The sequence below is a fragment of the Deinococcus yavapaiensis KR-236 genome (assembly GCF_003217515.1).
GTDB lineage: Bacteria > Deinococcota > Deinococci > Deinococcales > Deinococcaceae > Deinococcus_A > Deinococcus_A yavapaiensis.
This window is the reverse complement of the sequence record NZ_QJSX01000001.1, coordinates 253,978-274,910: the sequence shown is the minus strand read 5'-3', so window position 1 is coordinate 274,910 and position 20,933 is coordinate 253,978. Positions and strand designations below refer to the sequence as shown.

Here is a 20,933-nt window from a genome sequence, read left to right as displayed (position 1 = left end):
ATACACTGGGGAGGTTCGCGCCGACTCGGCGCGGGCAGGGAGGACATCATGCTCGATCTTCGCAACGTCGACCGCGCTCGCCTCGGGAACGACGGCCTCGACTTCGCCTCGGAACTCAACGCGCACGCCGCGAAGTTGGAAGCGGCCCGCGACGCCGTGCAAGCCCGCTTCGCGTCGGGCACCGACGCCTACCTCGGCTGGATGGCGCTGCCTCAGGGCGACGTGCTGCCGGAGGTGCTTCGCATCGCCGAGCGCGCTCAAGGGCGCTTCGACGACGTCGTCGTGCTCGGCATCGGCGGGAGCAGCCTCGGCGGCCTCACCCTCGTCACGGCTCTGCAGCATCCGTACTTCAACCTTCTCGGGAGGCGAAGCGCGGCGCGCGTGCACTTCGTGGACAACGTCGACGGGGACGTCATCACGGGGCTCTTGGAAGTGCTCGATCCGCGCCGCACGCTCGTCAACGTCATCTCCAAGAGCGGAACGACGACCGAGACGATGGCGGCGTACCTGTCGTGCAAAGCGTGGCTGTCGGGCGCCCTCGGAGCCGACTACAAGGACCACATCGTCGCGACGACCGACCCCGAGAAGGGCATTTTGCGTCCGCTCGCTCAGCGCGAAGGTTACGAGACGCTGCCCGTTCCCCCGACCGTCGGTGGCCGCTTCAGCGTGTTCTCGGCGGTCGGTCTGCTGCCCGCCGCTCTCGGCGGCATCGACGTTCGAGCGTTGCTGAACGGCGCGAAGCGCGCCCACGACGTCTTCGCCGCGCCCGCGAGCGACAACGACGTCCTCAAGCTCGCCCTCGTCAACCACCTGTTCGCCGAGCGGGGCCGCAACATCAACGTGTTCATGCCGTACTCGACGCGTCTGCGCTTCCTCAGCGACTGGTTCGCGCAACTGTGGGCCGAGAGCCTCGGCAAGCACCGCCGCGGCGACGGCGAGCGCGTCGGCACCACGCCCGTCAAGGCCGTCGGCACGACCGATCAGCACAGCCAAGTGCAGCTGTACCGCGAAGGCCCCAAGGACAAGATCGTCACGCTCGTGAAAGTCGAGCAGGCCGACCGCGCGGCGACGATTCCGAACGCCGAGCCGAACGAGCCCGAGATGAGCTACCTCGGCCACAAGCCGTACCAGACGCTGATGAACGCCGAACTCGTCGCGACGGCCCACGCGCTCGCCGAAGCGGGCCAACCCAACGTCACCCTCACGCTGCCGCGCGTCGACGCCGAGAACCTCGGCTTCCTGATGCAACTGCTGATGTTGCAGACGGCCGTGAACGGCGAGCTTTTGAACATCAACGCCTTCGACCAGCCGGGCGTGGAACTCGGCAAGGTCCTCACCTACGCGCTGATGGGGCGTCCCGGCTTCGACGAGCGGCGCGAGGAACTCCAAAAGGCGGGCGTCGAGATTTGAAGCTCCGCTCAAGGCGCGTTGAGAAGCTGAAGTTCGTCTTCGTGGGAAGTGCGTGAGGTCCGTATGGTCTGGCTGTTCGTCTTGCTCGCCGTGACCGCCGGGACGCTCGCGCCCGTCCAAACGGCCGTGAACGCCCGCCTCGGCGTGTCGCTCGGCAATCCTGCCTTCGCGGCCTTCACGAACTTCGCCGTGGGCGGCGCCGCGCTGCTGGTGTATCTGCTGATCGTGCGCCCACCGCTGCCGACGTTCGCGCGCCTCACGGAACTGCCCGTCGGCGGTTGGGTCGGCGGCCTCATGGGCGCCTCGTTCGTGTTTCTCAACATCGTCGCCGCGCCGCGAATCGGCGTGGCGCTGCTGTCGGTCCTCGTGATCGTCGGTCAACTCGTCGCCGCGCTCGTCATCGACCACTTCGGCCTGTTCGGTTTGCCGAGGCACGAACTGAACGCCGGGCGAGTCGTGGGCGTGCTGATCGTCCTCGTGGGCGTGCTGATCTTTCGGCGCTTTTGACGTGCGGGCGAGGCAGGGCGGCGTTCACCTCGCCGCCCTGCCTCGTTCACAATCGGCGTTCCAGGAAGTCCGCCAGCAGGCGGTACTCGCGAATCTTGCCTTGAATGTCGCCCGAGCCGTGCCCTTCGTCGTGGAAGACGTGGTACTCGAAGTCGTCGTCGGGACGCGTGCCTTCGCGCCGCCCGAGTTCCACGAGCTTCTCGCGAAAGGCGCTCGCCTGCGTCAACGGACAGCGCGGATCGTTCGCGCCGTGCAAAATCAGCATTTTCGCCTTGAGGTTCGCCGCGTGCGTGATCGCGCTTCGGTCGCGCCACAAGTCCGCGTCCTCCAGGGGATCGCCCATCATGGAGCGGAAGTAGTATCCGAGTTGCGGCATGACGCGCGAGTTGTCCTCGTACAAACGGTGCAAGTCCGTGATGCCCACGATCGGGACGCTCACCTTGAATTCGTCGGGCTTGCGAACGGCCGCGAAGTAGCTCATGTACCCGCCGAAACTTCCGCCGAAGACGCCGACGCGCTGGGAATCGACGTTCGGCCGCGACTTCAAGAAGCGCGCGCCCGCCACGACATCCTCCAAGTCGTCGCCGCCCCAATCCTTGATGTTCGCGTCACGCCACGGCACGCCGTATCCGGTCGAACCGCGAATGTTCGGCGAGAGGACCACGAAGCCGCGCGAGACGAGAAACTGCGTCAGCAGATCGAATCCCCGGAAGAACTGGGCGGTCGGCCCGCCGTGGACGTGCACGAGCGCAGGAAACGGCCCGTCGCCGCGCGGCGCGTGCAGCAGGGCGTGGACGCGGGCGCCGCCTTCCGATTCGTACCACACGCTCTCGGCCTCCACGAACACGTCCGGATCGATCGAACCGTAGTCCGCCGCGAGCAGCACCTCGAAGGTGTCCGTCGCCAAGTCGTACAGCAGCAACTCGGCGCGGCGGTTGGAAGCCGAGTGCAACACGATCAGCTTGTCGCCGCCCAGCACGAATTGCGCGCCCACGGCCACGCCCGGCGGAAGCAGCAACGTGCGCTCCTCGCCCGTCTCGACGTCGTACAGCACGGGCAACATGGACGCCTCGTGGTTGCGCGAGACGCTCAGCCAGCGGCCGTTGGGCGAAAAGCGGCCCGCCGACTCGTCGTTCGCGCCGCTCGTCAACGGCCGCGTCTCGCCGCTTTCGACGTCCAGCAGGCCGACGCGGCCCACCCCGTCGGCGTCCGTTCGCGTCGCCACGAGCCGCCCGCCGGGATGCCAAGCGCCGACCGCGTCCTGCGAGCCCACGCCCCGTGAAAAAACTTGCCGAACGTGGCCGCCGTCGATGGCGGCCACGTACCCATCGCGGTTCTTGAAGTCCGCCGTCTCGTTCGTGGTGAAGGTGAAGCGCGTTCCGTCCGGGCTGATCTCCCCGGGAACGGCGGGCGCGGCGAAGTTCGTGAGGCGCGTCCACGCGTTCGCGCTCGACTCGGCCAGATCGTACGTGTAGACCGCGAGTTGCCCTTCGCGCGTGGAGTTCACGAGAATTCGGCGCCCGTCGGAATGCGCGTCGTAGGCGTAGTCCATTGCCGTCTCGTCGTGCTGCAAGGCGCGAACCTCACCCGTCTCGACGTTGGCGACGAACAGCGCTTGCCGCTCGTCTCCGTCGCGGTCCTTGCTGAAGATCAACGCGCGGTCGTCCGCCGACCACACGAAGTTCGCCCGAGGCGCTTTGGGCGCCTCGCCGTTCGTGACTTGCCGAAGTTCGCGCGAACGCAAGTTCATCACGTACAGCTCGAAGCGTCCGGTCTTGTCCCAGTAGAACGCCACGCTCCGGGTGTCGCGCGACACCTGAACCCGGTGAAGGTCGGCAAGCTCGCGAGTTCCTCGAGCGGAACAGCCTGGGGTTGCGTCGTAGTTGTCAAGGTGGCCCTCCGAGGGGCAGCATACTTCACAACTCGTCGAGCCATGGATGGCGGGGCGCCCGAGCTTCCAAGACGTTTCGCAGCCAACGCCGCGCCTCTTCATTCAACTCGGGCCGAACGCGCTCGAAGTCCCGCTGGTCTTTTCCGCGCGCCGCGCGGTTCCCGGAACCGCTTTTGAACAGCAGCACGAGTTCCGGCGCCAAGTACGGCAAGCCGCTCGACGTGAAGCGCCGCGCTTCGCTCAGGAGCCGCGTCACGCCTTCGTCTCGGCGGTAATGCCACGTGTCGCCCGACAAGTTCGAGAACATGAAGTCGATCAGCAGCGCGTCCGTGAAGTCCGCTCGCCGCGCGTGCACTTGGAAGTGCGGCGGTTCGAGCGTCTCCGTCCAAGCTCGGTACGTTCCGTCACGGCACGCGTCGAGGCGCCAGCGGCGAGCTTCGAGGTACCTTCTCGCCTCGGCCTGACGATCTCGCGGCAAGATGACGTCGACGTCCTCGTGGGGACGCGTGAGCGTCCCGAGGTGCAAGTCGAGCGCGAGCCCACCGGCGAACATCCAAGGCAGGCCGATGTCCGAGAGCTCGCGCGCGACGAACTCGGCGGGCTGAAAGGCGGCCGTGCGCGCGAGGTACTTCGTCGCCGCCGCCTCGAACGCCTCGTCTGCCGCTTCGCGTCCGACCTGCCCGAACGACGCGCGGTACTCGATCGCCGCTTGTTCGTCCTGCATCAGCAATTGACGCAAGGCCGCCTGGCGTATCCGCCAAGCGCTGTCGTGTTCGCACACGACGAGCCGCCATCCGCCGCGATGAGTCCACGTCCGCTCGCCGCTCGCCGCGTATCCGAGCGCTTGCAACGCCGCCGCCTGAGGCTGCGCCAGGTCGCTCGGCAGGAGGTCGAGGTGAACTTCCGGCACGTCGAGATCCGCGAGGTCGGGAACGCTGCCCGGTCCGCCGAGCGCCACGTGAAAGACGCCGTCCGTCCGTCCTCGGTCCAGGTAAGAGCCGAGCGCCCTCGTCAAGTCGTCGCGTATCGCTTCGAAATCGAGCATCCGCTCAGCAGAACACGGGTGCGCGTCCGCCGTCATCCGCCGCTTGGCTCACACGCCAACAGCCAGATCATCGCCCGGGTCATCGCGTCGCGCCCGCCCGTCTCCACGCCGCTTCTCGACACTCCGAGCTCGTCCTTGACGCCAAGCTCCTCGCGTTCGCACAACAGCTTCAACTCCCACGGCAGCAAGCCGTTCATGGGCGACCCGCCCCAAAAGCGGGCGAGATGCACGTCTCGCGTGCGGTTGCCCGCTCCCAACACTCCCAAGACGAGCGGTCCCGCCGTGACGCGCCTCAATTCCCGCAAGCTCGCCACGGGATCGGCCGCCCACTCCAGCACGGTGAGGCAGAAGGTCGAGTCGAAGGCCGCGTCCGAGAAGGGAAGCCGCGCGAGGCTCGCCTCTTCGAAGCGAAGGTCCGGGTGCCGCGCGCGCGCGATCGTCAGCAACTCGGGCGTGACGTCCACGCCGAGGACGTCGAAGCTCCGCGCACGAAGCGCCGACGTGTACGCGCCGTCGCCGCATCCCGCGTCGAGGACGCGCCCCGCGAGGTGCCGAGCCGCGAACGCGAGGATCGCCTCGTCCACCACGCCGTCACGTTCGCGGCGACGCGCGGGCCAAACGTCCGCCCACGCGCTCCACACGTCCCGCTCGGTCACGTCGGGTTCGCTCAAGTGTGCGGCTTGTACAAGAACCGTCCGCACGACGGGCACTTCACGGCCGGAAGCTTGCCCGTCGCGGCGCGTTGTTGCACCGTCACGGGCAATTGCATGTTGCAGCCCGAGCAGCGTCCGCCTTGCACTTCCACGAGGCCGAGACCGCGCTTCTGCTTGCGAATCAGCTCGTACTCCTTGAGCAGGCGCGACTCGACGCCCGACGCGAGCTGGTCGCGCTCCTCGCGAATCTTGCGGGCCTGCTCGCGCAGCGCTCCCACGCGCGCCTCGTCGTCTTGCTCCAGCGCTCCGATGCGCGGCCGGAGGTCGCGGTGCTGCCCGCGCAGGGCCTGACGCGTCGCCTCCAGGGTGCTGCGGCGCTCGTACAGCGGCGAAAGACCCTCCTCGGTTTCCGTCACGCGGTCGCCGAGTTGCTGAATGCGGTTTTGGTACTGCACCTGCGCCTTGGCGTCGAACGCGTTCTTGTCCTGCTCGGCCCTCGTGCGCGCGAGCTGGTCTTTGGTGGTCGCGAGATCGCTTTCCAAGCGGCGTACGTTCTTCTCGACGCCTTCGAGTTCGATTTCGGCGTCCTCCAGCGCGTTGTTGATGCGTTCTTGCTCGCCACGGGCGCTGCGAAGCGTCTCGGGCACGTCACGTTCGCCCGCCGTCAACTCGTCGAGTTGCAGGTCGAGCTGCTGCACTTCATGCAGGCGGTCGAGGGGTCCACTGCCGTTCATTGCGCACAGTCTAAACGCATTTGCGAGCGAACCTCCGAAGTCAACGTTCACACTACGAAGATCGATCTTCGGCGGGGCGGACGTTTCGCGTCACGAACGCCTCGCTCGGCGGTACAGCAGCACGTAGATCGCGACGACGCTCAGCGTGTACATCACGAGGGTGTTCGCGAACAGCACGTCGAACGCGGCGTTGAACGGAAGCGCGGCGCGCACGAAGCCGCTGGCGAGGCTCGACGCCGCCCAACCCAGATCCCACGCGATGGTGTTCACGGCCGAGTACACGCCTCGGTCCTCCTCGGGCAGTTCGTCCATCGCGTACGCCGTGTACACCGGTCCTGCCGCGTTCATGAGGGCGCCGCGCGTGAACAGGGCCGCCGTGACGAACGCGAGGCTCGGCGCGAAGCCCAGCATCGCCAAGAAGGGCAGGCTGCCGCCTTGTACGATCAGGATGCTCCTCAATCGTCCGAAACGCCGCACCAGCCACGGCTGTACCATCACCGCCGCCGCCGTCGCGAGGCTCGTCCAGGCGAAGAGCTGCCCGAGGGACGCGTACGACACGTCGAACTTCCCCTCGATGAAGATGTTCAGGAACGGAATCGTCGCGCCCGCTCCGAGGCCCACGAGCAAGTTCGGCAAGACGAGTCGGAACATCAACCCCTTGTTCTTGACGCTCAAGGTGCGTCCTTCCGAGCGAATGCCCGTCTTGCTGCCGCTCAGGAACGCGATCGGCAAGAGGCCCAGAAGCTGAAACACACCGCCGGCGAGCAGGGCCGCGCGCAACGAGTCGAGATCGCGCGTCGTACCGCCGAACACGTCCGCGTACCACTCGGGCACTTGACCGCCCACCATGTTCCCCAAGAAGCCCGCGCCCGTCATGAGGGCCGTCTGCACGCTGAAGAGCGTCACGCGCTCGCGCTCCTCGGAGTGTCCCGCCAAGAAGGGCGCTCCGGACACGACGCTGAACGCCGCCCCGATTCCTTGCACGAGCGCCCCCGTCACGGCGAGCGCGGGTCCGCGCGCCGTGGCGAGCAACACGAAGCCGAGGGTCGACAAGAACGCGCCGAGCTGCAACGTGCGCGCGTAGCCGACGCGACGCGCGAGGGCCGCCGCCGGAATGCCCGCCACGACGAGCGTGAGCGCCGGAAGCGCGTTGAGGAATCCTTGCCACGCCGACCCCAGCCCGAGCGCCCCGAGGTAGAAGTTCAAGAACAGCTGAAGTTGCGCCTGCGCCAACCCGAAGGTGAACGCGCTCGCGAGGTACAGCCACGCTTGCGGCGAGAAGCGGAAGTTGACGCGCGCTCGTTCGGCCGTGGCCATCACGCCACCCCGATTCGCGGACACACCGACGCGATGAGGCACTCGCCGCACAGCGGTTTTCGCGCGAGGCAGACGCGGCGTCCGTGCAAGATCAGCGCGTGATGCAAGAACGTCCAACGCTCGCTCGGAAAGAGCCGCTGAAGGTCGCGTTCCACCTTGTCAGGATTGGTGTGCTCGCTCAAGCCCAACCGACGCGAGAGACGACCCACGTGCGTGTCCACCGCGATCGCCGCGACTCCGAAGGCGTTCGACAGCACGACGTTCGCCGTCTTGCGTCCCGCGCCCGGCAAGGCCGTCACGGCGTCGAAGTCGTTCGGCACTTGACCGCCGTGACGCTCCACGAGCCGGATGGCGAGACCGACGAGGTTCTTGGCCTTGTTACGATACAGCCCGATCGTCTTGATGAGGGGCTCCACGTCCTCGGGCGATGCCTGAGCGAGCTCGAAGGCCGTCGGGTATTTCGAGAACAGCGCCGGCGTCGCGGCGTTCACGCTCTTGTCGGTCGCTTGAGCCGACAGCACGGTCGCCACGAGAAGCTCGAAGGGGCTTTTGAACTCCAATTCCGTGCGAGCGTCGGGATACAGGCCCTCTAACAAAGAAAGCACCGCGCTTGCGCGGTGCGAAGAAGACTCGGGCAGGGCGTTCACCGTCGAATTTTACCGCCGAGAGTTCGAAACTCGCCAAACGGCTTACTTCACGCCCTCCACAGACAAAGCGAAGGAGCGGATGCCACACCCGCCCCGATTCACACGGTTACTCCTCGACGTCCGCCGTTTCCGTCACGCGCTTGCCCGCCAGCCACTCGAGCCCTGCCCACTGCAAGTCCTCGATGTCGCCGTCGAGGACGTTCGATGGATCGTGGCGCATGAGTCCCGTGCGGTGGTCCTTGATGTACTGCTTGTCGAGGACGTACGAGCGGATTTGCGATCCCCACTCGATCTTCTTCTGCTCGCCGCGCGCCTTGGCGTCCTCTTCCTCGCGCTTGCGCATCTCCATGTCGTAGAGGCGCTGCTTGAGGATTTGGAAGGCCATCTCGCGGTTCTTGATCTGGCTGCGCGTCACCTGGATGGCGACGATGAGGCCCGTCGGCAAGTGCGTCACGCGCACGGCGGAGTCCGTCGTGTTGACGCCCTGACCACCCGCGCCTTGCGAACGGTACACGTCGACGCGCACCTCCGAGTCTGGAACGACGATGTCGATTTCCTGCTCGGGCACCTCGGGCACGACGTCCACGGACGCGAATGAGGTGTGGCGGCGGTTGTTCGAGTCGAACGGTGAGACGCGCACGAGGCGGTGCACGCCGTGCTCGGGCACCATCATGCCGAAGGCGCGATCGCCACGAACGATGAATTCGGCGCTCACGACGCCCGCCTGCTCGCCCGCCTGCTCGTCGAGAAGGTCTACTTTGAAGCCGTGCCGTTCTGCCCAGCGCATGTACATGCGCTGCAGCATGCCCGCCCAGTCTTGCGACTCGGTACCGCCCGCGCCGCTCTTGACCTTCACGATGGCGGGCGCGTCCGCGTGCTTCATCGTGAACAACGTTTCCTTGTACAGGTCGTCGACGCGATGCTGAATGGATTCCTGCTCTTCGAGCAGCATCTCGCGTTCCTCGTCGGACGCCATCTCCATCATCTCCGCGAGGCCCTGCGCGTCGCTCTTGAGGCGCTCGTAGCCTTCCACCACCCGCCGCACGGAGTTCGCCTCCTGCGACACTTGACGACCCTTGTTCGGATCGTTCCAGAGGCTGGGGTCTTCGAGCATGTGGTCGAGTTCGTTCAGTCGGCGCGCTTTGCCGGGAATGTCAAAGATACTCCCGGAGGGCGGCCAGTTTTTCCAACAGTTCTTGCATAAGCCCTCCGCGCTCAAACGGCGCTAATCAGGAATTATAGAGCATCGACGCGTTCAGACGCCCTTGAAGCCCGAAAAGATCTTCAGCAACCTTGAACACCGCCGCGCGGCCACTTTCGCATGCTGAAGTCATGAACGTCGGACACAAGGTCAAAGAGCAAGCAAAGTCGGCCGCGCACGAGGTCGCTCCCTGGATCGAACGACTCGCCCGCTTCGGGTACGTGTGCAAGGGCGTCATCTACGGCACGGTCGGCGTGCTGGCCCTGCGCGCCGCCTTCGACGCGGGCCGCGTGACCGATCAGCGCGGCGCGCTCGCCCGACTCGGCGACGCGCCGTTCGGCCAGTTTCTGCTCGTTGTGCTGGGGCTCGGCTTGATCGGCTACGCGCTGTGGCAACTCGTGCGCGCCGTGCTCGACCCCGAGCATCAAGGACACGGCGCCAAAGGCATCGTGAAGCGCATCGGGTTCTTCTTGAGCGCGATCGCGTACGTCAGCTTGGCGTTGTACGCGATGGGTCGAGCGGGCATCGGCGCGTCGAGAAGCGGCGGCGGCAGTCAGGACGAATGGACGGCGCAACTCATGGCGCGCCCCTTCGGAGAGTGGCTCGTGGCGCTCATCGGCTTGGGCGTTCTCGCCGTGGCGGGCAATCAGTTGTACGTCGCGTACAAGGCGTTGTTCATGAAGCGCATCGACGTTACGGGCCTCGACCCGAAATTGCAAGACGGCATTCGCAAGGCGGGCCGCGTCGGCATCGCGGCGCGCGGCACGGTTTTCGGCTTGCTCGGCGTCTTCCTGATCCAAGCGGCGTGGACGAACGACCCCAGCAAGGCGGGCGGGCTCGCCGACGCCCTGCGCGAACTCGAGCGCGCGCCCGTCGGACCGTGGTTGCTCGTGGTCGTGGCGCTCGGCGTGATCGCGTACGGCGCGTACGCGGTCGCTCAGGGCCGCTACCGCCGCATTCGCGTCGCCTAACGCGTCACGCCCGTTGACTCAGCAACAGCAAAATCAGCGCCCCGTCGAGAATCCAGGCGCCGGGGCGCCGAAGTTGCGGCTCGTTGCGCGCCCGCAGCACCTGAATCACGAGCCGCGCCGCCAGCAGTGACGCCACGAGCGCCAAGGACGGCAAGCCGAACCCCAGCAGCGGCATCAGCAGCAGCACGGCCAAAGCGGCCAGCAGCAGCAGATTCAACGCCTGCAAAGGACTCGGCCGCGGTCTCGGGGCGCTCACGAACGGCTCGTCACTCCTTCACGAGGTACAGCACCGAGTTGGGCGCGAGGTTGAGGCGCAGGTGGTTCGGTTGTCCGTGCCACGCGCCCTCGACCGCCGTGAGGTCGCCTTCGTACGTGCTGTACCCGCCGTACTCGCGCGCGTCCGTGCTGAGAACGACTTTGTACCGTCCCGCCTCGGGCACGCCGATCTTGTACTGCTCGCGGTACAAGGGCGTGAGCGACGCCACGACGACCACGTACGCGCCCGACGTGGGATCGCACCGCAAGAAGCTGTACACCGAGTTGCTGGCGTCGTCCGAGCCGAGCCAGCGCTGCCCCGTCTGCTCGTGGTCTCCTTTGTGCAGAGCGGGCAAGTCGCGGTAGAGGTGGTTGAGGTCGCGCACGAGTCGCTGAACGCCCGCGTGCTCGGCGTGGTCGAGGACGTACCACGGCAAGCCCTCGGCGAAGTTCCACTCGGGTCCTTGCGCGAACTCCTGACCCATGAACAGCAACTTCTTGCCGGGCGTCGCCCACTGCAGCGCGAGAAAGGCGCGCAGGCCCGCGCGTTGCTCGTACCAATTGCCGGGCATCTTGCCGACCATCGACTTCTTGAGGTGCACGACCTCGTCGTGGCTGATCGCCAAGATGAAGTGCTCGGATTGACGGTACACGTTGAAGAACGTGACCTTGTGGTGCTCGAACTGACGGTAGATCGGGTCCTTCTCGAAGTAAGCGAGGGTATCGTTCATCCAACCCATCGCCCACTTGTAATCGAAGCCGAGGCCGGCGGGCGTCGGCCACGTCACGCCGGGAAAGGCCGTGCTTTCCTCGGCGATCATCATCGCGCCGGGATTGCGGCCGTGCACGGTGTCGTTGAGGCGCTTCATGAACGAGATCGCCTCCAGATTCTCGCGGCCGCCGTACACGTTCGGAATCCACTCGTTGCGCGAGAAGTCGAGGTAGATCATGCTCGCCACGGCGTCCACGCGCAAACCGTCCACGTGGTAGTCCTCCAGCCAAATCAGCGCCGAGCCCATCAGGAACGACACGACCTCGTTGCGGCCGTAATCGAAGACGTACGTGTTCCAGTCGGGGTGGTAGCCTTTGCGCGGATCGGCGTACTCGAACAAGCTCGTGCCGTCCCAATGGGCGAGGCCCGACTCGTCGGTGGGAAAGTGGCCGGGCACCCAGTCGAGAATCACGCCGATGCCGTTCTCGTGCAGGTGGTTCACCATCCACCGGAAATCCTCGGGCGTGCCGTGCCGCGACGTCGGCGCGTAGTAGCCCGTCACCTGATAGCCCCACGAACCGTCGAAGGGGTGCTCCAGCACTCCCATGAGCTCCACGTGCGTGAAGCCGAGCTCGGCCGCGTACGCGGTGAGGCGATGGCCGATCTCGCGGTAATCGAGATACCAGCCGTCCTCGCGCTTGCTCCACGACGCGAGGTGCACCTCGTAGATGCTCATCGGGGCGTCGTACGCGTGCGTGCGCGTCGCCATCCAGTGGTTGTCCGTCCACTCGAACGGCTCGGGACTCCACACGACCGACGCCGTGTTGGGGCGAAGCTCCATGAAGCGCCCGTACGGATCGCTCTTGTGCACCGTTCGGCCCGCTTGGTCCGTCACGGCGAACTTGTAGAGCTGCCCGTGCTCGGCGTTCGGCACGAACACGTGCCAAAAGCCCAGATCGTGGCGCTGCATGGGATGCACGAAAGGATTCCACCCGTTGAAGTCCCCGACGACGGCGACCGTTCGCGCGTTCGGCGCCCAGCACGCGAAGCGCACGCCGGACACGCCGTCCTCGGTCGTGACGTGCGCGCCGAGAATCAAGTCGGGCCGAACGTTCTCGCCCGACGCGAGACTCCAGAAATCGAGGTAACTCGGAACCGCGGGAATCGACATGCGCTCAGATTAAGGCGTGAGGCGCCGTCTCACAAAACGCGAACGTTCATTCAAGTGCTGTTCGCCGCTTTTCGACGACGTTTCGCTTGAAGCTCTCCAAGATGCTGAGGCCCACCGGGCCGCTCTTTTCCGGGTGGAACTGCGTCGCGTGGACGTTGCCGTGCGACACGGCGCTCCAAAAGGGCACGCCGTACTCGGAGATGCCGCCCGCCTCGACGTCCGCGTCGAGGCCCACGTAGTACGAGTTGGCGAAGTACACGTACGCGGGGCACGGCACGTCGTTGAGCAGGGGAGAGTCTCCGACCTTGTCCACGGAGTTCCAGCCCATCTGAGGCACGCTGAGATCCCCTTCGAAGCGGCGCACGACGCCCTTGAGCAAGCCCAGTCCGGGCGTGCCGGGCGCTTCCTCGCTGCCCTCGAACAACAACTGCATCCCGACGCAGATCCCCAGCAGCGGCGTGCCGCTCGCGAGCGCGGCGCGCAGCGGATCCTCGAAGCCCGACGATCGAAAGGCGTCCATCACCTGCCGAAAGTGCCCTTGGCCGGGCACCACGATCGCCTCGGCGTTCGATAGCCGCGCGGGATCGCTCGTGACCTCGGCGTCGAGCCCCGCGCGCAACAAGGCTTTGTGGGCGCTTCGGATGTTTCCCGCGCCGTAATCGAGGAGCAAGGTGGTCACAGCAGCCCCTTCGTGCTCGCGAGCTCGTCGCTCGTGACCTTCACCGCGTCGCGCAACGCGCGGGCGAAGGCTTTCATGATCGCCTCGATGACGTGGTGCGCTTCGCGGCCCGCGAGGAGACGCACGTGCAGCGTCATGCCCGCGTGGTTCGACAAGCCGCGCAGAAACTCGCGCAAGTGGTAGTGCGTGAAGTTCCCGGCGGCGCCCCACACGTCGAGCTTCTCGGGCTCGAAGGCGAGGTGCGCCCGCCCCGAAAGGTCCACGACGACGTGCGCGAGCGTCTCGTCCATCGGAACGAAGGCGCTGCCGTAACGCTCGATGCCGACGCGCTTTCCGAGCGCTTCGCCGAGGGCTTGCCCCACGGTGATGCCCGTGTCCTCCACGAGGTGGTGCGGCTCGATGTGCAAGTCTCCCGTCGCCTCGACCGTCAGCCCGAGGCGCCCGTGGCGCGAAAGCTGGTCGAGCATGTGGTCGAGGAAGCCGTGCCCGGTGCGGACCGTCCCTCCCGGCGAATCGAGGTCGATCGACACGCGAATCTGCGTTTCCTTCGTGTCGCGCGAGACGGTGGCGGTACGAGTCAGGACGCTGGTCACGGACGCAGTGTATTACGGCGCGGCGCCCGATTCCGTTCGCGGTCTCGACGTCGACCGCACCTCGAGGCGCACGGCGGCGCTCACGAGGTGACCCCGCCCCGTCTGCCTCGCGTCATCCCCGACGCGCCCCCACCTCGGAAACCCGATTCCCGAGACCCCCGAGGTGACGCCGCACGCGCGAGAAGGCCGTGGATGGTTCGAAGGGGTACGCCGCGTTCGAATCCGGATCGAGGCGTGTGAAGGCGCGGTCCGCTCAACCGAAGCGGCCGCGAATGTAGGCCTCGGTGCGCTCGTCGCGCGGACTCACGAAGATGTCGGACGTCGGGCCGCGCTCGACCATGTCGCCGTTGAGAAAGAAGCTCGTCGTGTCCGAGACGCGGCCCGCCTGTTGCATGTTGTGCGTCACGATGATGATCGTCGTGACCTTCTTGAGATCCGCCATGAGGTCCTCGATGCGCGCCGTGGACTGCGGATCGAGCGCGGACGTCGGCTCGTCCATGAGCAGGATCTCGGGTTGCACGGCGAGGGCGCGCGCGATGCACAGGCGCTGCTGCTGCCCGCCCGACAAGCTGGAGCCGGGCAACTTGAGGCGGTCCTTGACTTCGTCCCACAGCGCGGCTTGCCGCAAGGCGCGTTCGCACGCCTCCATGAGCTGGTCCTTGTTCTTCATTCCGGCGAGGCGCAAGCCCGACACGACGTTGTCCATGACGCTCATCGTCGGAAAGGGGTTGGGCTTTTGGAAGACCATGCCGACGCGCCGACGAATCGCGACGGCGTCGACGTCGGGGCGGTAGATGTTCTCGCCGTCGAGCAGGATCTCGCCCGTGACCCGTGCGCCCGGCGTGAGGTCGTGCATGCGGTTGAGGGCGCGCAGGAAAGTGGTCTTGCCGCAGCCCGACGGCCCGATGAGGGCGTTCACCGTGCCGGGCACGACGTCCATGGAGACGTTCTTGACGGCGTGGTTCGCGCCGTAGTGGATGTCGACGTTCTTGCAAGACAAGATGGATTGCATCAAGGTCACCTTTCGAGATTCACTTGCGGCGCGCGACGAGGCGCGTCAGCAGCGTCGTCGCGAAGATCAAGACGATCAGGACGAGGGCGCCCGCGTACGCGAGGCGGTGCCACTCCTCGAACGGACTCGACACGTACTGGTAGATGGAAAGCGGCAAGGCTTGCACGGGCTGCAACGGATCGACGCTGAGGTTCGGATTGCCGAAGGCCGTGAACAACAGGGGCGCGGCTTCGCCCGCGACGCGCGCGACCGAGAGCATCACGCCCGTGATGATGCCGCCGAGCGCGGACGGCAGCACGACCGACCAGATGACGCGCCACTGCGGCAAGCCGAGCGCGAGGCCCGCTTCACGCACCGACACGGGCACGAGCTTGAGCACCTCCTCGGTCGTGCGAACCACGATCGGGATCATCAGCAAGCCCAGGGCGACGCCGCCCGACAAGGCCGTGAAGCGGCCCATCGGCAGCACCACGAGGGCGTACGACACGAGGCCCAGCACGATCGCCGGGATGCCCGCCATGACGTCGGAGACCATGCGGATGAGCGGCACGAGCTTGTGCGCGCGGTACTCGGACAAAAACACGCCGCCCGCCACGCCGACCACCACGCCGACCACCGAGGCGATCGCGATGAGCAGCAAGGTCCCGACGATGGCGTTGCGAAGTCCGCCGCCCGACTCGCCCGCCGGCGCGGGGTCTTTGGTGAAGAAGTCGAGGTTGATCGCGCCGAGCCCGTTCACGAGCAGGTACCCGAGGATCCAGAAGAGCGGCGCGAGGACGATGAGGGTGCCCAGGCCGATGACGATCGCGGCGACGACGTTCGTGACCTTGCGGGTGGAGCGGCTGCGGGCGAGGCGATCTTGACGGGCCAGCGTGGTCGTCATCGAATTCCTTTGGGCGTGAGGCGCGCGATGATGAGCCGCGCGAGGTAGTTCACGATGACCGAGGTGACGAACAGCAGCAGGCCGATTCCGAGCAGGCTCGAGAGGTGCAGGCCGCGCGCGGCCTCGGCGAACTCGTTGGCGATGATGGACGACATCGTGGCCGTCGAGTCCCAGATGTTCCTCGGGAGGTTCGTGGTGTTGCCGATGACCATCGTCACGGCGAGGGTTTCGCCGAGCGCGCGTCCCAAGCTGAGGATGACGCCGCCGAAAATGCCCGCGCGAGCGTACGGCAGCACGGCCGTGCGCACGACTTCCCACTTCGTGGCGCCGAGGGCGTACATCGCTTCGCGTTGATCTTGCGGCACGAGACGAATGACGTCGCGCGCGACGGACGCGGTGTAGGGAATCACCATGATCGCGAGGATGAGGATCGCCGTGAGAAGCCCGAACCCCGTCGGGGCGGTCGGCACGAGCCAGTTCAGCGCGGGACTGGGCAGGAGACCGCCCGGCGAGGCGTTGTCGACGAACAGCGCGATTTGCCATTTTTGCAAGATCGGTACGAGCACGAACACGCCCCAAAGGCCGTAGATGACGCTGGGAATGGCGGCGAGAAGCTCCACGAGGTACGACACGGGCTCGGCAAGCCACCTCGGCGCGTACTCCGTCACGAAGATCGCGGCGGCGAGCGCGAGCGGCACGGCGAGCACGAGCGCCCCGAAGGCCGAGACGAGCGTTCCGACGATGAAGCTCGCCGCGCCGAACTTCAAGGCCACGGGGTCCCATCCGACGTGCGTCAGGAAGGTCAAGCCGAACGCGCGCAGGGCGGGCAGCGCCTGCCCGCCAAGTTGCAGCACGGCGAGGACGAACGCGCCGACGATGACGAACGACAAGGCGATGACGACCGCGCGAAAAGGCCCGTCTCCTCTCGAGGAGGTGCGAGAAACGGCCGATTTGGAGTTCAAGGTTTTCGTCATGGGAACAGTGGCCTCCCTTTGAGGCTGCGCTCAGTTCACACGGCTTTTGTCAGGGAATCGTCAGCCGAGCGGCGAACGAGAAGCGCTCGACGAAAAGGCGGCAAGGGTCGAGGCGACCCTTGCCGCCTTCGACGAACGTTCAGTTGAGGCGCTCGCCGCCGAACGTCATCGAGCGGATGATGTTGCGCGCCCGCGTTTGCGCGTTGTCGGGCAACTCGGCGTAGTTGAGGGGCTCGTTGTACTGCTGACCCGTCGTGACCATCCAGCTCAGCAAGTCCTTGAGGGCTTGCGCCTGGGCCTTCGTGCGTCCCGCGTACTTCTGGTCTTGGTACACCAAAACGTACGTGAACGACGAGATCGGGTAGGCGTTGGCGGCCGTCGCGGGCGGATTGGTGATGGAGACGCGCGTGTCGGCGGGAAGCGTCACCGCCTTGGCGGCGGCGGTGACGGCGGCTTCCGAAGCCTTCACGAAGTTGCCCGCGCGGTTCTGGACGCTGCCGAAGTCGATCTTGTTCTGCTGCGCGTACACGAGTTCGGCGTAACCGATCGCGCCGGGCGTCTGACGCACCGTGCCCGACACGCCTTCGTTGCCGCGCGCGCCGATGCCCACCGGCCAATTGACGGCGGTGCCCGAGCCGACCTTGGACTTCCAGTCGCGGCTGACCTTCGACAGGTAGTCCGTGAAGACGCCCGTCGTGCCCGAGCCGTCCGATCGGCGCACGACCGTGATCGGAAGCGCCGGGATGCTCACGCCCGAATTGAGCTTGGTGATGGCGGCGTCGTTCCACAGCTTGATCTTGCCGAGGTAGATGTCGGCGAGCACCGCGCCCGTGAACTTGAGGCTCGCGTCCACGCCGGGGATGTTGTAGATCGGCACGACCGCGCCGAGCGCGGTCGGGACGTGCAGAAGCTTGCCGGGGTACGCGCCGAGGTCGTCGTTCGACACGGGCGTGTCGGACGCGCCGAAGTCGACGGTGCGCTCCTTGATCTGACGCTGACCTGCGCCCGAGCCGACCGATTGGTAGTTGACGGTGACGTTCTTGGTGTTTTTGTACTCGGCGAACATCTTCGAATACAGCGGAAACGGGAACGAGGCGCCCGCGCCCGTGAGGCTCGCTTGGGCGGAAGCGACGCCCGCCGAGGCGACGACGAGGACCAAAGTCAGCATCTTCTTCATGGCGCGAAGTTTCGTGCATGCTTGTCAGCGCTTCGTCAGGTGTCCGCGTCCTGTTCGGCGCGCGACTGGTAGGGTGAGGCGATGCTGACGAAGGTCCTCGATTCCCTGTACGCCCTCGACGTGCCCATTCCGTACCCCATGCGCACCGTGACCGTCCTGATCGACACGGCCTCGCCCGTGACCATGATCGACTCGGCCCTTCACACGCCCGACGCCATCGAAGCCATCGAAAGCGGCCTCGCCGAGCTCGGCTTGCACTGGCCCGACGTGGAACGCCTGATCGTGACGCACCACCATCCCGATCACTACGGACTCGCGGGCCTCGTGGAGGAACGCTCGGGCGCCGTCGTGCAGATGCTCGACCTCGACATCAGCCGAGGAGCGCGCTACTGGGCCATGTGGGAATCGTGGTTGCCGGGGCACGTCAAACACTTCGTGGATCACGGCACGACGCCCGATGTGCTCGAGACGCTCGAAAGCGACTCGCGCACGTCCCGCGCCCGCGTGTTGCCCGCGACGCGCCTCGCGCCGCTTCGGGAAGGGGAGACGGGCCGCCTTGCCAACCGAGACTGGACGGTGTTGTGGCTGCCCGGCCACGCCGACGGGCACCTCGGCTTGTGGAACGCCGACGAGGACCTCCTGATCGCCGGGGACGCCATCTTGCCGCGCATCTCGCCGAACGTCGGGTTGTACGGTTACTCGCGTCCCGATCCGCTCGGCGATTACTTCGAGACGCTCGCCAAGATCCGCGCCTTGAATCCCGCGCGGGCCGTCGTCGGACATCACGGGCCGCTCATGACCGGCGTGGCGGAGCGCGCCGCGCAACTCACGGCCCATCACGAGGAACGCCTCGACCTCGTGCGGCGCGAGCTCGCCGAGCGGCCCCGCACCGCCTTCGACCTCAGCTTCGCGATGTTCACGCGTGAGCTCGGGGCGGGCGGACGCCGCTTCGCGCTCGCCGAGACGCTCGCGCACGTCGAGTACTTGCGTCTGCGCGGCGAGCTCGCCCGAGAGTGGCAAGGCGGCGCTTGGGTGTACCGCTCTTGATCCGCGAACGCTTTTCGTCTTGAAGCGACCGTTCGTGGGTGTACCGTGGTGCGCGAGGCGGGGCGCTATACTCGGCGCGATGACAGAAATCGAGCGCCTCATCGAACAACTCGCGCGCCGAGGTCACGACGTCGAGCGCGTCGAGGACGGCGCCCTCTACCCTCTCGGCGACACGCACCTCGCCTTGTTCGCCGTGCCCGCCGAGTCCGGCGACGGCCTCGTGGTGCGCGCCCACCTCGATCTGGATCTCTACGTCGACGAGGAAGTCTTGGCGGACGTCCTGCTCGGCGTGAACTTGCTCAACCAAAACCTCGACTTCGGCACGCTGGTCCTCGACCCCGTCGAATCGGACGATGACGACACCGTCACCTTCGCGGTGCTGGGCCGCGCGAGCGTGTGGCTGCGCGACTTCTCCGAGAGTGAAATCGCGCGTCTCGAAGCCGCCCTCGAACGCTTCGAAGCCGAGGTGTCGGGCGCGGTCGAGCGGTCGCTGTCGAGCGGACAGCACCTTAAAGCCTGACCCGCCTTCGCCAAGGGTAACTTCGGGAACCATTCGAAGGTCCTTGGCGTATCTTGAGGCATGAACGTCAAGCGTAGCCGCTTCGTCGGCCTCGTTCTCATCGCGTCCGTCTCGTTGACGGCCTGCGGATCGCCCACGTCTCAGACGAGGTATCAGTACGCCAGCTTGCAAGACTGCCTGCGCGACTGGAACGACTACCAATTGTGCGAGCGTGACGGCGATTACGGCGGAGGATACTACGGCCACTACTACGGCCCGGTGATCATCTCGCGCAGCGGACGCACGTACTACCGCCGTCCGGGCCTCTCGTCCGAGTTCGTCGCGCCCAGCCGAATTTCGTCGGGGAGCACGCACTCGATCGGCACGCGCACCTTCACCGTCTCGCGAGGCGGCTTCGGGTCCTCGGGCCGCTCGTCGGGAAGCTGATGCGGCGCGTCGCCATTCCACCTCGCGCGAATTGGCGCGCGCGCAACGAGGAGCTCGGCTTCCTCTTCCACTCGATGGGCGGCACGTATTGGGACGAGCGCGCCGCGTACGCCTTCACCGCCGAGCAGATCGACGAGCTCGAGGAGGCCACGAACGAGTTGCACCGCCTGTCGCTGATCGCCGTCGAGCACGTCGTGCGCGAGAACCGCTTCGGTGAACTCGGCATGACGCCGCTCGCCGCCGAGCTCGCTCGGCGGTCGTGGGACCACCGGGCTCCGCCGATCTATGGCCGGATGGACCTCGCGTACGACGGCGTGAACGCCCCGAAGCTTTTGGAGTACAACGCCGATACGCCCACGGCCCTGCTCGAAGCGAGCGTCGCGCAGTGGGCGTGGCTCGAAGACGTCCTGCCCGACGCCGACCAGTTCAATTCCATCCACGAGCGCCTTCTCGACGCCTTCTCGAAGTGGCCGATCGGTCCGTTTCACTTCGCGTGCGCCCGAGACTCGCAAGAAGACCTCGGCACCGTGGAGTACCTCAGGGACGTCGCCACGCAAGCGGGCCACACCACGAAGTTCTTGTTCGTGGAGGACATCGGTTGGAACGGCGCGGACTTCGTGGATCTCGAAGGCTACCGCATCGACCGTCTGTTCAAGCTCTACCCGTGGGAGTGGCTCGTTCACGAAGAATTCGGCGGATTCATCGAGCCGTCCGGCGCTCAGTTCGCCGAGCCCGCCTGGAAGGCCGTGCTCAGCAACAAGGGCATCCTCAAGATCTTGTGGGAACTCTTTCCGGGCCACCCGAACTTGCTGCCCGCGTCGTTCTCGCCGCTGCCCGGCGAGTTCGTCCGCAAGCCGTTGTTGTCGCGCGAGGGCGCCAACGTCACCCTTCCCGGCGAAGCGTCGGGCGGCGACTACGGCGCCGAGGGCTTCGTGTATCAAGGCTACGCGCCCCTGCCCGAATTTCTCGATGCCACGGGCCGACCCGTGTATCCCGTGATCGGCGCTTGGGTCATCGAAGGCGAGGCGGGCGGCATCGGCATTCGTGAGGACGATTCGCGGATCACGAAGAACACCAGCCGGTTCGTTCCGCATTACTTCGAGTGACG

The 20,933-nt window shown here is 66.4% G+C and carries 22 protein-coding genes; 7 read left to right on the top strand and 15 right to left on the bottom strand.

What is annotated here, in order from left to right:
• Nucleotides 1–48: 48 nt before the first annotated feature.
• Nucleotides 49–1,410 carry a glucose-6-phosphate isomerase gene (locus tag DES52_RS01325; protein ID WP_110884949.1) on the top strand — a complete coding sequence of 454 codons (1,362 nt, stop codon included), beginning with the start codon at nucleotides 49–51 and terminating at the stop codon, nucleotides 1,408–1,410.
• Between the two features lie 63 nt (nucleotides 1,411–1,473).
• On the top strand, nucleotides 1,474–1,917 hold the full coding sequence (locus tag DES52_RS01320; protein WP_110884948.1) for a DMT family transporter: 444 nt from the start codon (nucleotides 1,474–1,476) through the stop codon (nucleotides 1,915–1,917).
• A gap of 46 nt (nucleotides 1,918–1,963) precedes the next feature.
• Here the strand turns inward: DES52_RS01320 and DES52_RS01315 are convergent, their stop codons facing one another.
• From DES52_RS01315 to prfB, 7 genes are all read right to left on the bottom strand, one after another.
• A complete protein-coding gene (locus DES52_RS01315) occupies nucleotides 1,964–3,712 on the bottom strand; it encodes a S9 family peptidase (RefSeq protein ID WP_245900556.1) in 1,749 nt (582 codons plus the stop codon).
• 121 nt (nucleotides 3,713–3,833) lie between these two features.
• Nucleotides 3,834–4,853, bottom strand: a complete 1,020-nt coding sequence (locus DES52_RS01310; protein ID WP_110884947.1) for a nucleotidyltransferase domain-containing protein — start codon at nucleotides 4,851–4,853, stop codon at nucleotides 3,834–3,836.
• A gap of 32 nt (nucleotides 4,854–4,885) precedes the next feature.
• Complete coding sequence (locus tag DES52_RS01305; protein ID WP_170130834.1) at nucleotides 4,886–5,524, bottom strand: class I SAM-dependent methyltransferase; 639 nt, start codon at nucleotides 5,522–5,524, stop codon at nucleotides 4,886–4,888.
• A complete protein-coding gene (locus DES52_RS01300; RefSeq protein WP_110884945.1) occupies nucleotides 5,521–6,240 on the bottom strand; it encodes a zinc ribbon domain-containing protein in 720 nt (239 codons plus the stop codon). The genes DES52_RS01305 and DES52_RS01300 overlap by 4 nt, the downstream gene beginning before the upstream one ends.
• A gap of 90 nt (nucleotides 6,241–6,330) precedes the next feature.
• On the bottom strand, nucleotides 6,331–7,557 hold the full coding sequence (locus DES52_RS01295; RefSeq protein ID WP_110885181.1) for an MFS transporter: 1,227 nt from the start codon (nucleotides 7,555–7,557) through the stop codon (nucleotides 6,331–6,333).
• Nucleotides 7,557–8,204, bottom strand: a complete 648-nt coding sequence (nth, locus tag DES52_RS01290) for an endonuclease III (RefSeq protein ID WP_110884944.1) — start codon at nucleotides 8,202–8,204, stop codon at nucleotides 7,557–7,559. Before nth ends, DES52_RS01295 begins: the two co-directional genes overlap by 1 nt.
• Nucleotides 8,205–8,310: 106 nt before the next feature.
• Nucleotides 8,311–9,406, bottom strand: a protein-coding gene (prfB, locus tag DES52_RS01285) for a peptide chain release factor 2 (RefSeq protein WP_110884943.1) whose coding sequence is annotated in 2 segments (ribosomal slippage) — nucleotides 8,311–9,360 and nucleotides 9,362–9,406 — 1,095 coding nt in all. Because the reading frame shifts where the segments join, the coding sequence is not laid out codon by codon here.
• A 130-nt stretch (nucleotides 9,407–9,536) separates the two neighbouring features.
• Between prfB and DES52_RS01280 the strand changes: the two genes are divergently transcribed.
• The gene (locus DES52_RS01280) at nucleotides 9,537–10,376 is read left to right on the top strand and encodes a DUF1206 domain-containing protein (protein ID WP_110884942.1); all 840 of its coding nucleotides are present in this window, start codon (nucleotides 9,537–9,539) and stop codon (nucleotides 10,374–10,376) included.
• Nucleotides 10,377–10,380: 4 nt separating this feature from the next.
• On the opposite strand, the gene DES52_RS01275 is transcribed toward DES52_RS01280, so the two are convergent.
• From DES52_RS01275 to pstS, 8 genes are all read right to left on the bottom strand, one after another.
• Entirely contained in the window at nucleotides 10,381–10,632 is a 252-nt protein-coding gene (locus tag DES52_RS01275) for a hypothetical protein (RefSeq protein WP_110884941.1), read from the bottom strand.
• A gap of 10 nt (nucleotides 10,633–10,642) precedes the next feature.
• The gene (gene glgB, locus DES52_RS01270; protein WP_110884940.1) at nucleotides 10,643–12,514 is read right to left on the bottom strand and encodes a 1,4-alpha-glucan branching protein GlgB; all 1,872 of its coding nucleotides are present in this window, start codon (nucleotides 12,512–12,514) and stop codon (nucleotides 10,643–10,645) included.
• 46 nt (nucleotides 12,515–12,560) lie between these two features.
• Complete coding sequence (gene hisH / locus DES52_RS01265) at nucleotides 12,561–13,193, bottom strand: imidazole glycerol phosphate synthase subunit HisH (RefSeq protein WP_110884939.1); 633 nt, start codon at nucleotides 13,191–13,193, stop codon at nucleotides 12,561–12,563.
• Nucleotides 13,190–13,774 carry an imidazoleglycerol-phosphate dehydratase HisB gene (hisB, locus tag DES52_RS01260; protein WP_110885180.1) on the bottom strand — a complete coding sequence of 195 codons (585 nt, stop codon included), beginning with the start codon at nucleotides 13,772–13,774 and terminating at the stop codon, nucleotides 13,190–13,192. The genes hisH and hisB overlap by 4 nt, the downstream gene beginning before the upstream one ends.
• A gap of 265 nt (nucleotides 13,775–14,039) precedes the next feature.
• Nucleotides 14,040–14,798: a phosphate ABC transporter ATP-binding protein PstB gene (gene pstB, locus DES52_RS01255; RefSeq protein WP_110885179.1), complete on the bottom strand. Its 759-nt coding sequence runs from the start codon at nucleotides 14,796–14,798 to the stop codon at nucleotides 14,040–14,042.
• Nucleotides 14,799–14,817: 19 nt separating this feature from the next.
• Complete coding sequence (gene pstA / locus DES52_RS01250) at nucleotides 14,818–15,681, bottom strand: phosphate ABC transporter permease PstA (protein WP_110884938.1); 864 nt, start codon at nucleotides 15,679–15,681, stop codon at nucleotides 14,818–14,820.
• Entirely contained in the window at nucleotides 15,678–16,655 is a 978-nt protein-coding gene (gene pstC, locus DES52_RS01245) for a phosphate ABC transporter permease subunit PstC (RefSeq protein ID WP_110884937.1), read from the bottom strand. Before pstC ends, pstA begins: the two co-directional genes overlap by 4 nt.
• 139 nt (nucleotides 16,656–16,794) lie before the next feature.
• A complete protein-coding gene (gene pstS / locus DES52_RS01240) occupies nucleotides 16,795–17,832 on the bottom strand; it encodes a phosphate ABC transporter substrate-binding protein PstS (protein WP_110884936.1) in 1,038 nt (345 codons plus the stop codon).
• 81 nt (nucleotides 17,833–17,913) lie between these two features.
• Here pstS and DES52_RS01235 point away from each other — a divergent pair, with 81 nt between their 5' ends.
• The 4 genes from DES52_RS01235 (at nucleotide 17,914) to DES52_RS01220 (ending at nucleotide 20,931) form a co-directional block, all read left to right on the top strand.
• Nucleotides 17,914–18,879: an MBL fold metallo-hydrolase gene (locus tag DES52_RS01235; RefSeq protein WP_110884935.1), complete on the top strand. Its 966-nt coding sequence runs from the start codon at nucleotides 17,914–17,916 to the stop codon at nucleotides 18,877–18,879.
• Nucleotides 18,880–18,958: 79 nt separating this feature from the next.
• Nucleotides 18,959–19,399, top strand: coding sequence for a hypothetical protein (locus DES52_RS01230; protein WP_110884934.1), 441 nt, complete (start codon nucleotides 18,959–18,961; stop codon nucleotides 19,397–19,399).
• Nucleotides 19,400–19,459: 60 nt separating this feature from the next.
• Nucleotides 19,460–19,825 (top strand): hypothetical protein, encoded by a 366-nt coding sequence (locus DES52_RS01225; RefSeq protein WP_110884933.1) that lies wholly within the window; start codon nucleotides 19,460–19,462, stop codon nucleotides 19,823–19,825.
• Entirely contained in the window at nucleotides 19,825–20,931 is a 1,107-nt protein-coding gene (locus DES52_RS01220; RefSeq protein WP_110884932.1) for a glutathionylspermidine synthase family protein, read from the top strand. The genes DES52_RS01225 and DES52_RS01220 overlap by 1 nt, the downstream gene beginning before the upstream one ends.
• The last annotated feature ends 2 nt before the right edge of the window (nucleotides 20,932–20,933 follow it).

Bases quoted from the DNA above. Each gene is read 5' to 3' on its own strand.
- DES52_RS01320 (WP_110884948.1), top strand. From the start codon at position 1,474: ATGGTCTGGCTGTTCGTCTTGCTCGCCGTGACCGCCGGGACGCTCGCG.
- DES52_RS01280 (WP_110884942.1), top strand. From the start codon at position 9,537: ATGAACGTCGGACACAAGGTCAAAGAGCAAGCAAAGTCGGCCGCGCAC.
- DES52_RS01295 (WP_110885181.1), bottom strand. From the start codon at position 7,557: ATGGCCACGGCCGAACGAGCGCGCGTCAACTTCCGCTTCTCGCCGCAA.
- pstS (WP_110884936.1), bottom strand. From the start codon at position 17,832: ATGAAGAAGATGCTGACTTTGGTCCTCGTCGTCGCCTCGGCGGGCGTC.
- pstB (WP_110885179.1), bottom strand. From the start codon at position 14,798: ATGCAATCCATCTTGTCTTGCAAGAACGTCGACATCCACTACGGCGCG.
- DES52_RS01310 (WP_110884947.1), bottom strand. From the start codon at position 4,853: ATGCTCGATTTCGAAGCGATACGCGACGACTTGACGAGGGCGCTCGGC.
- pstA (WP_110884938.1), bottom strand. From the start codon at position 15,681: ATGACGACCACGCTGGCCCGTCAAGATCGCCTCGCCCGCAGCCGCTCC.
- DES52_RS01300 (WP_110884945.1), bottom strand. From the start codon at position 6,240: ATGAACGGCAGTGGACCCCTCGACCGCCTGCATGAAGTGCAGCAGCTC.
- DES52_RS01225 (WP_110884933.1), top strand. From the start codon at position 19,460: ATGAACGTCAAGCGTAGCCGCTTCGTCGGCCTCGTTCTCATCGCGTCC.
- DES52_RS01230 (WP_110884934.1), top strand. From the start codon at position 18,959: ATGACAGAAATCGAGCGCCTCATCGAACAACTCGCGCGCCGAGGTCAC.
- glgB (WP_110884940.1), bottom strand. From the start codon at position 12,514: ATGTCGATTCCCGCGGTTCCGAGTTACCTCGATTTCTGGAGTCTCGCG.
- pstC (WP_110884937.1), bottom strand. From the start codon at position 16,655: ATGACGAAAACCTTGAACTCCAAATCGGCCGTTTCTCGCACCTCCTCG.
- DES52_RS01325 (WP_110884949.1), top strand. From the start codon at position 49: ATGCTCGATCTTCGCAACGTCGACCGCGCTCGCCTCGGGAACGACGGC.
- DES52_RS01220 (WP_110884932.1), top strand. From the start codon at position 19,825: ATGCGGCGCGTCGCCATTCCACCTCGCGCGAATTGGCGCGCGCGCAAC.
- DES52_RS01235 (WP_110884935.1), top strand. From the start codon at position 17,914: ATGCTGACGAAGGTCCTCGATTCCCTGTACGCCCTCGACGTGCCCATT.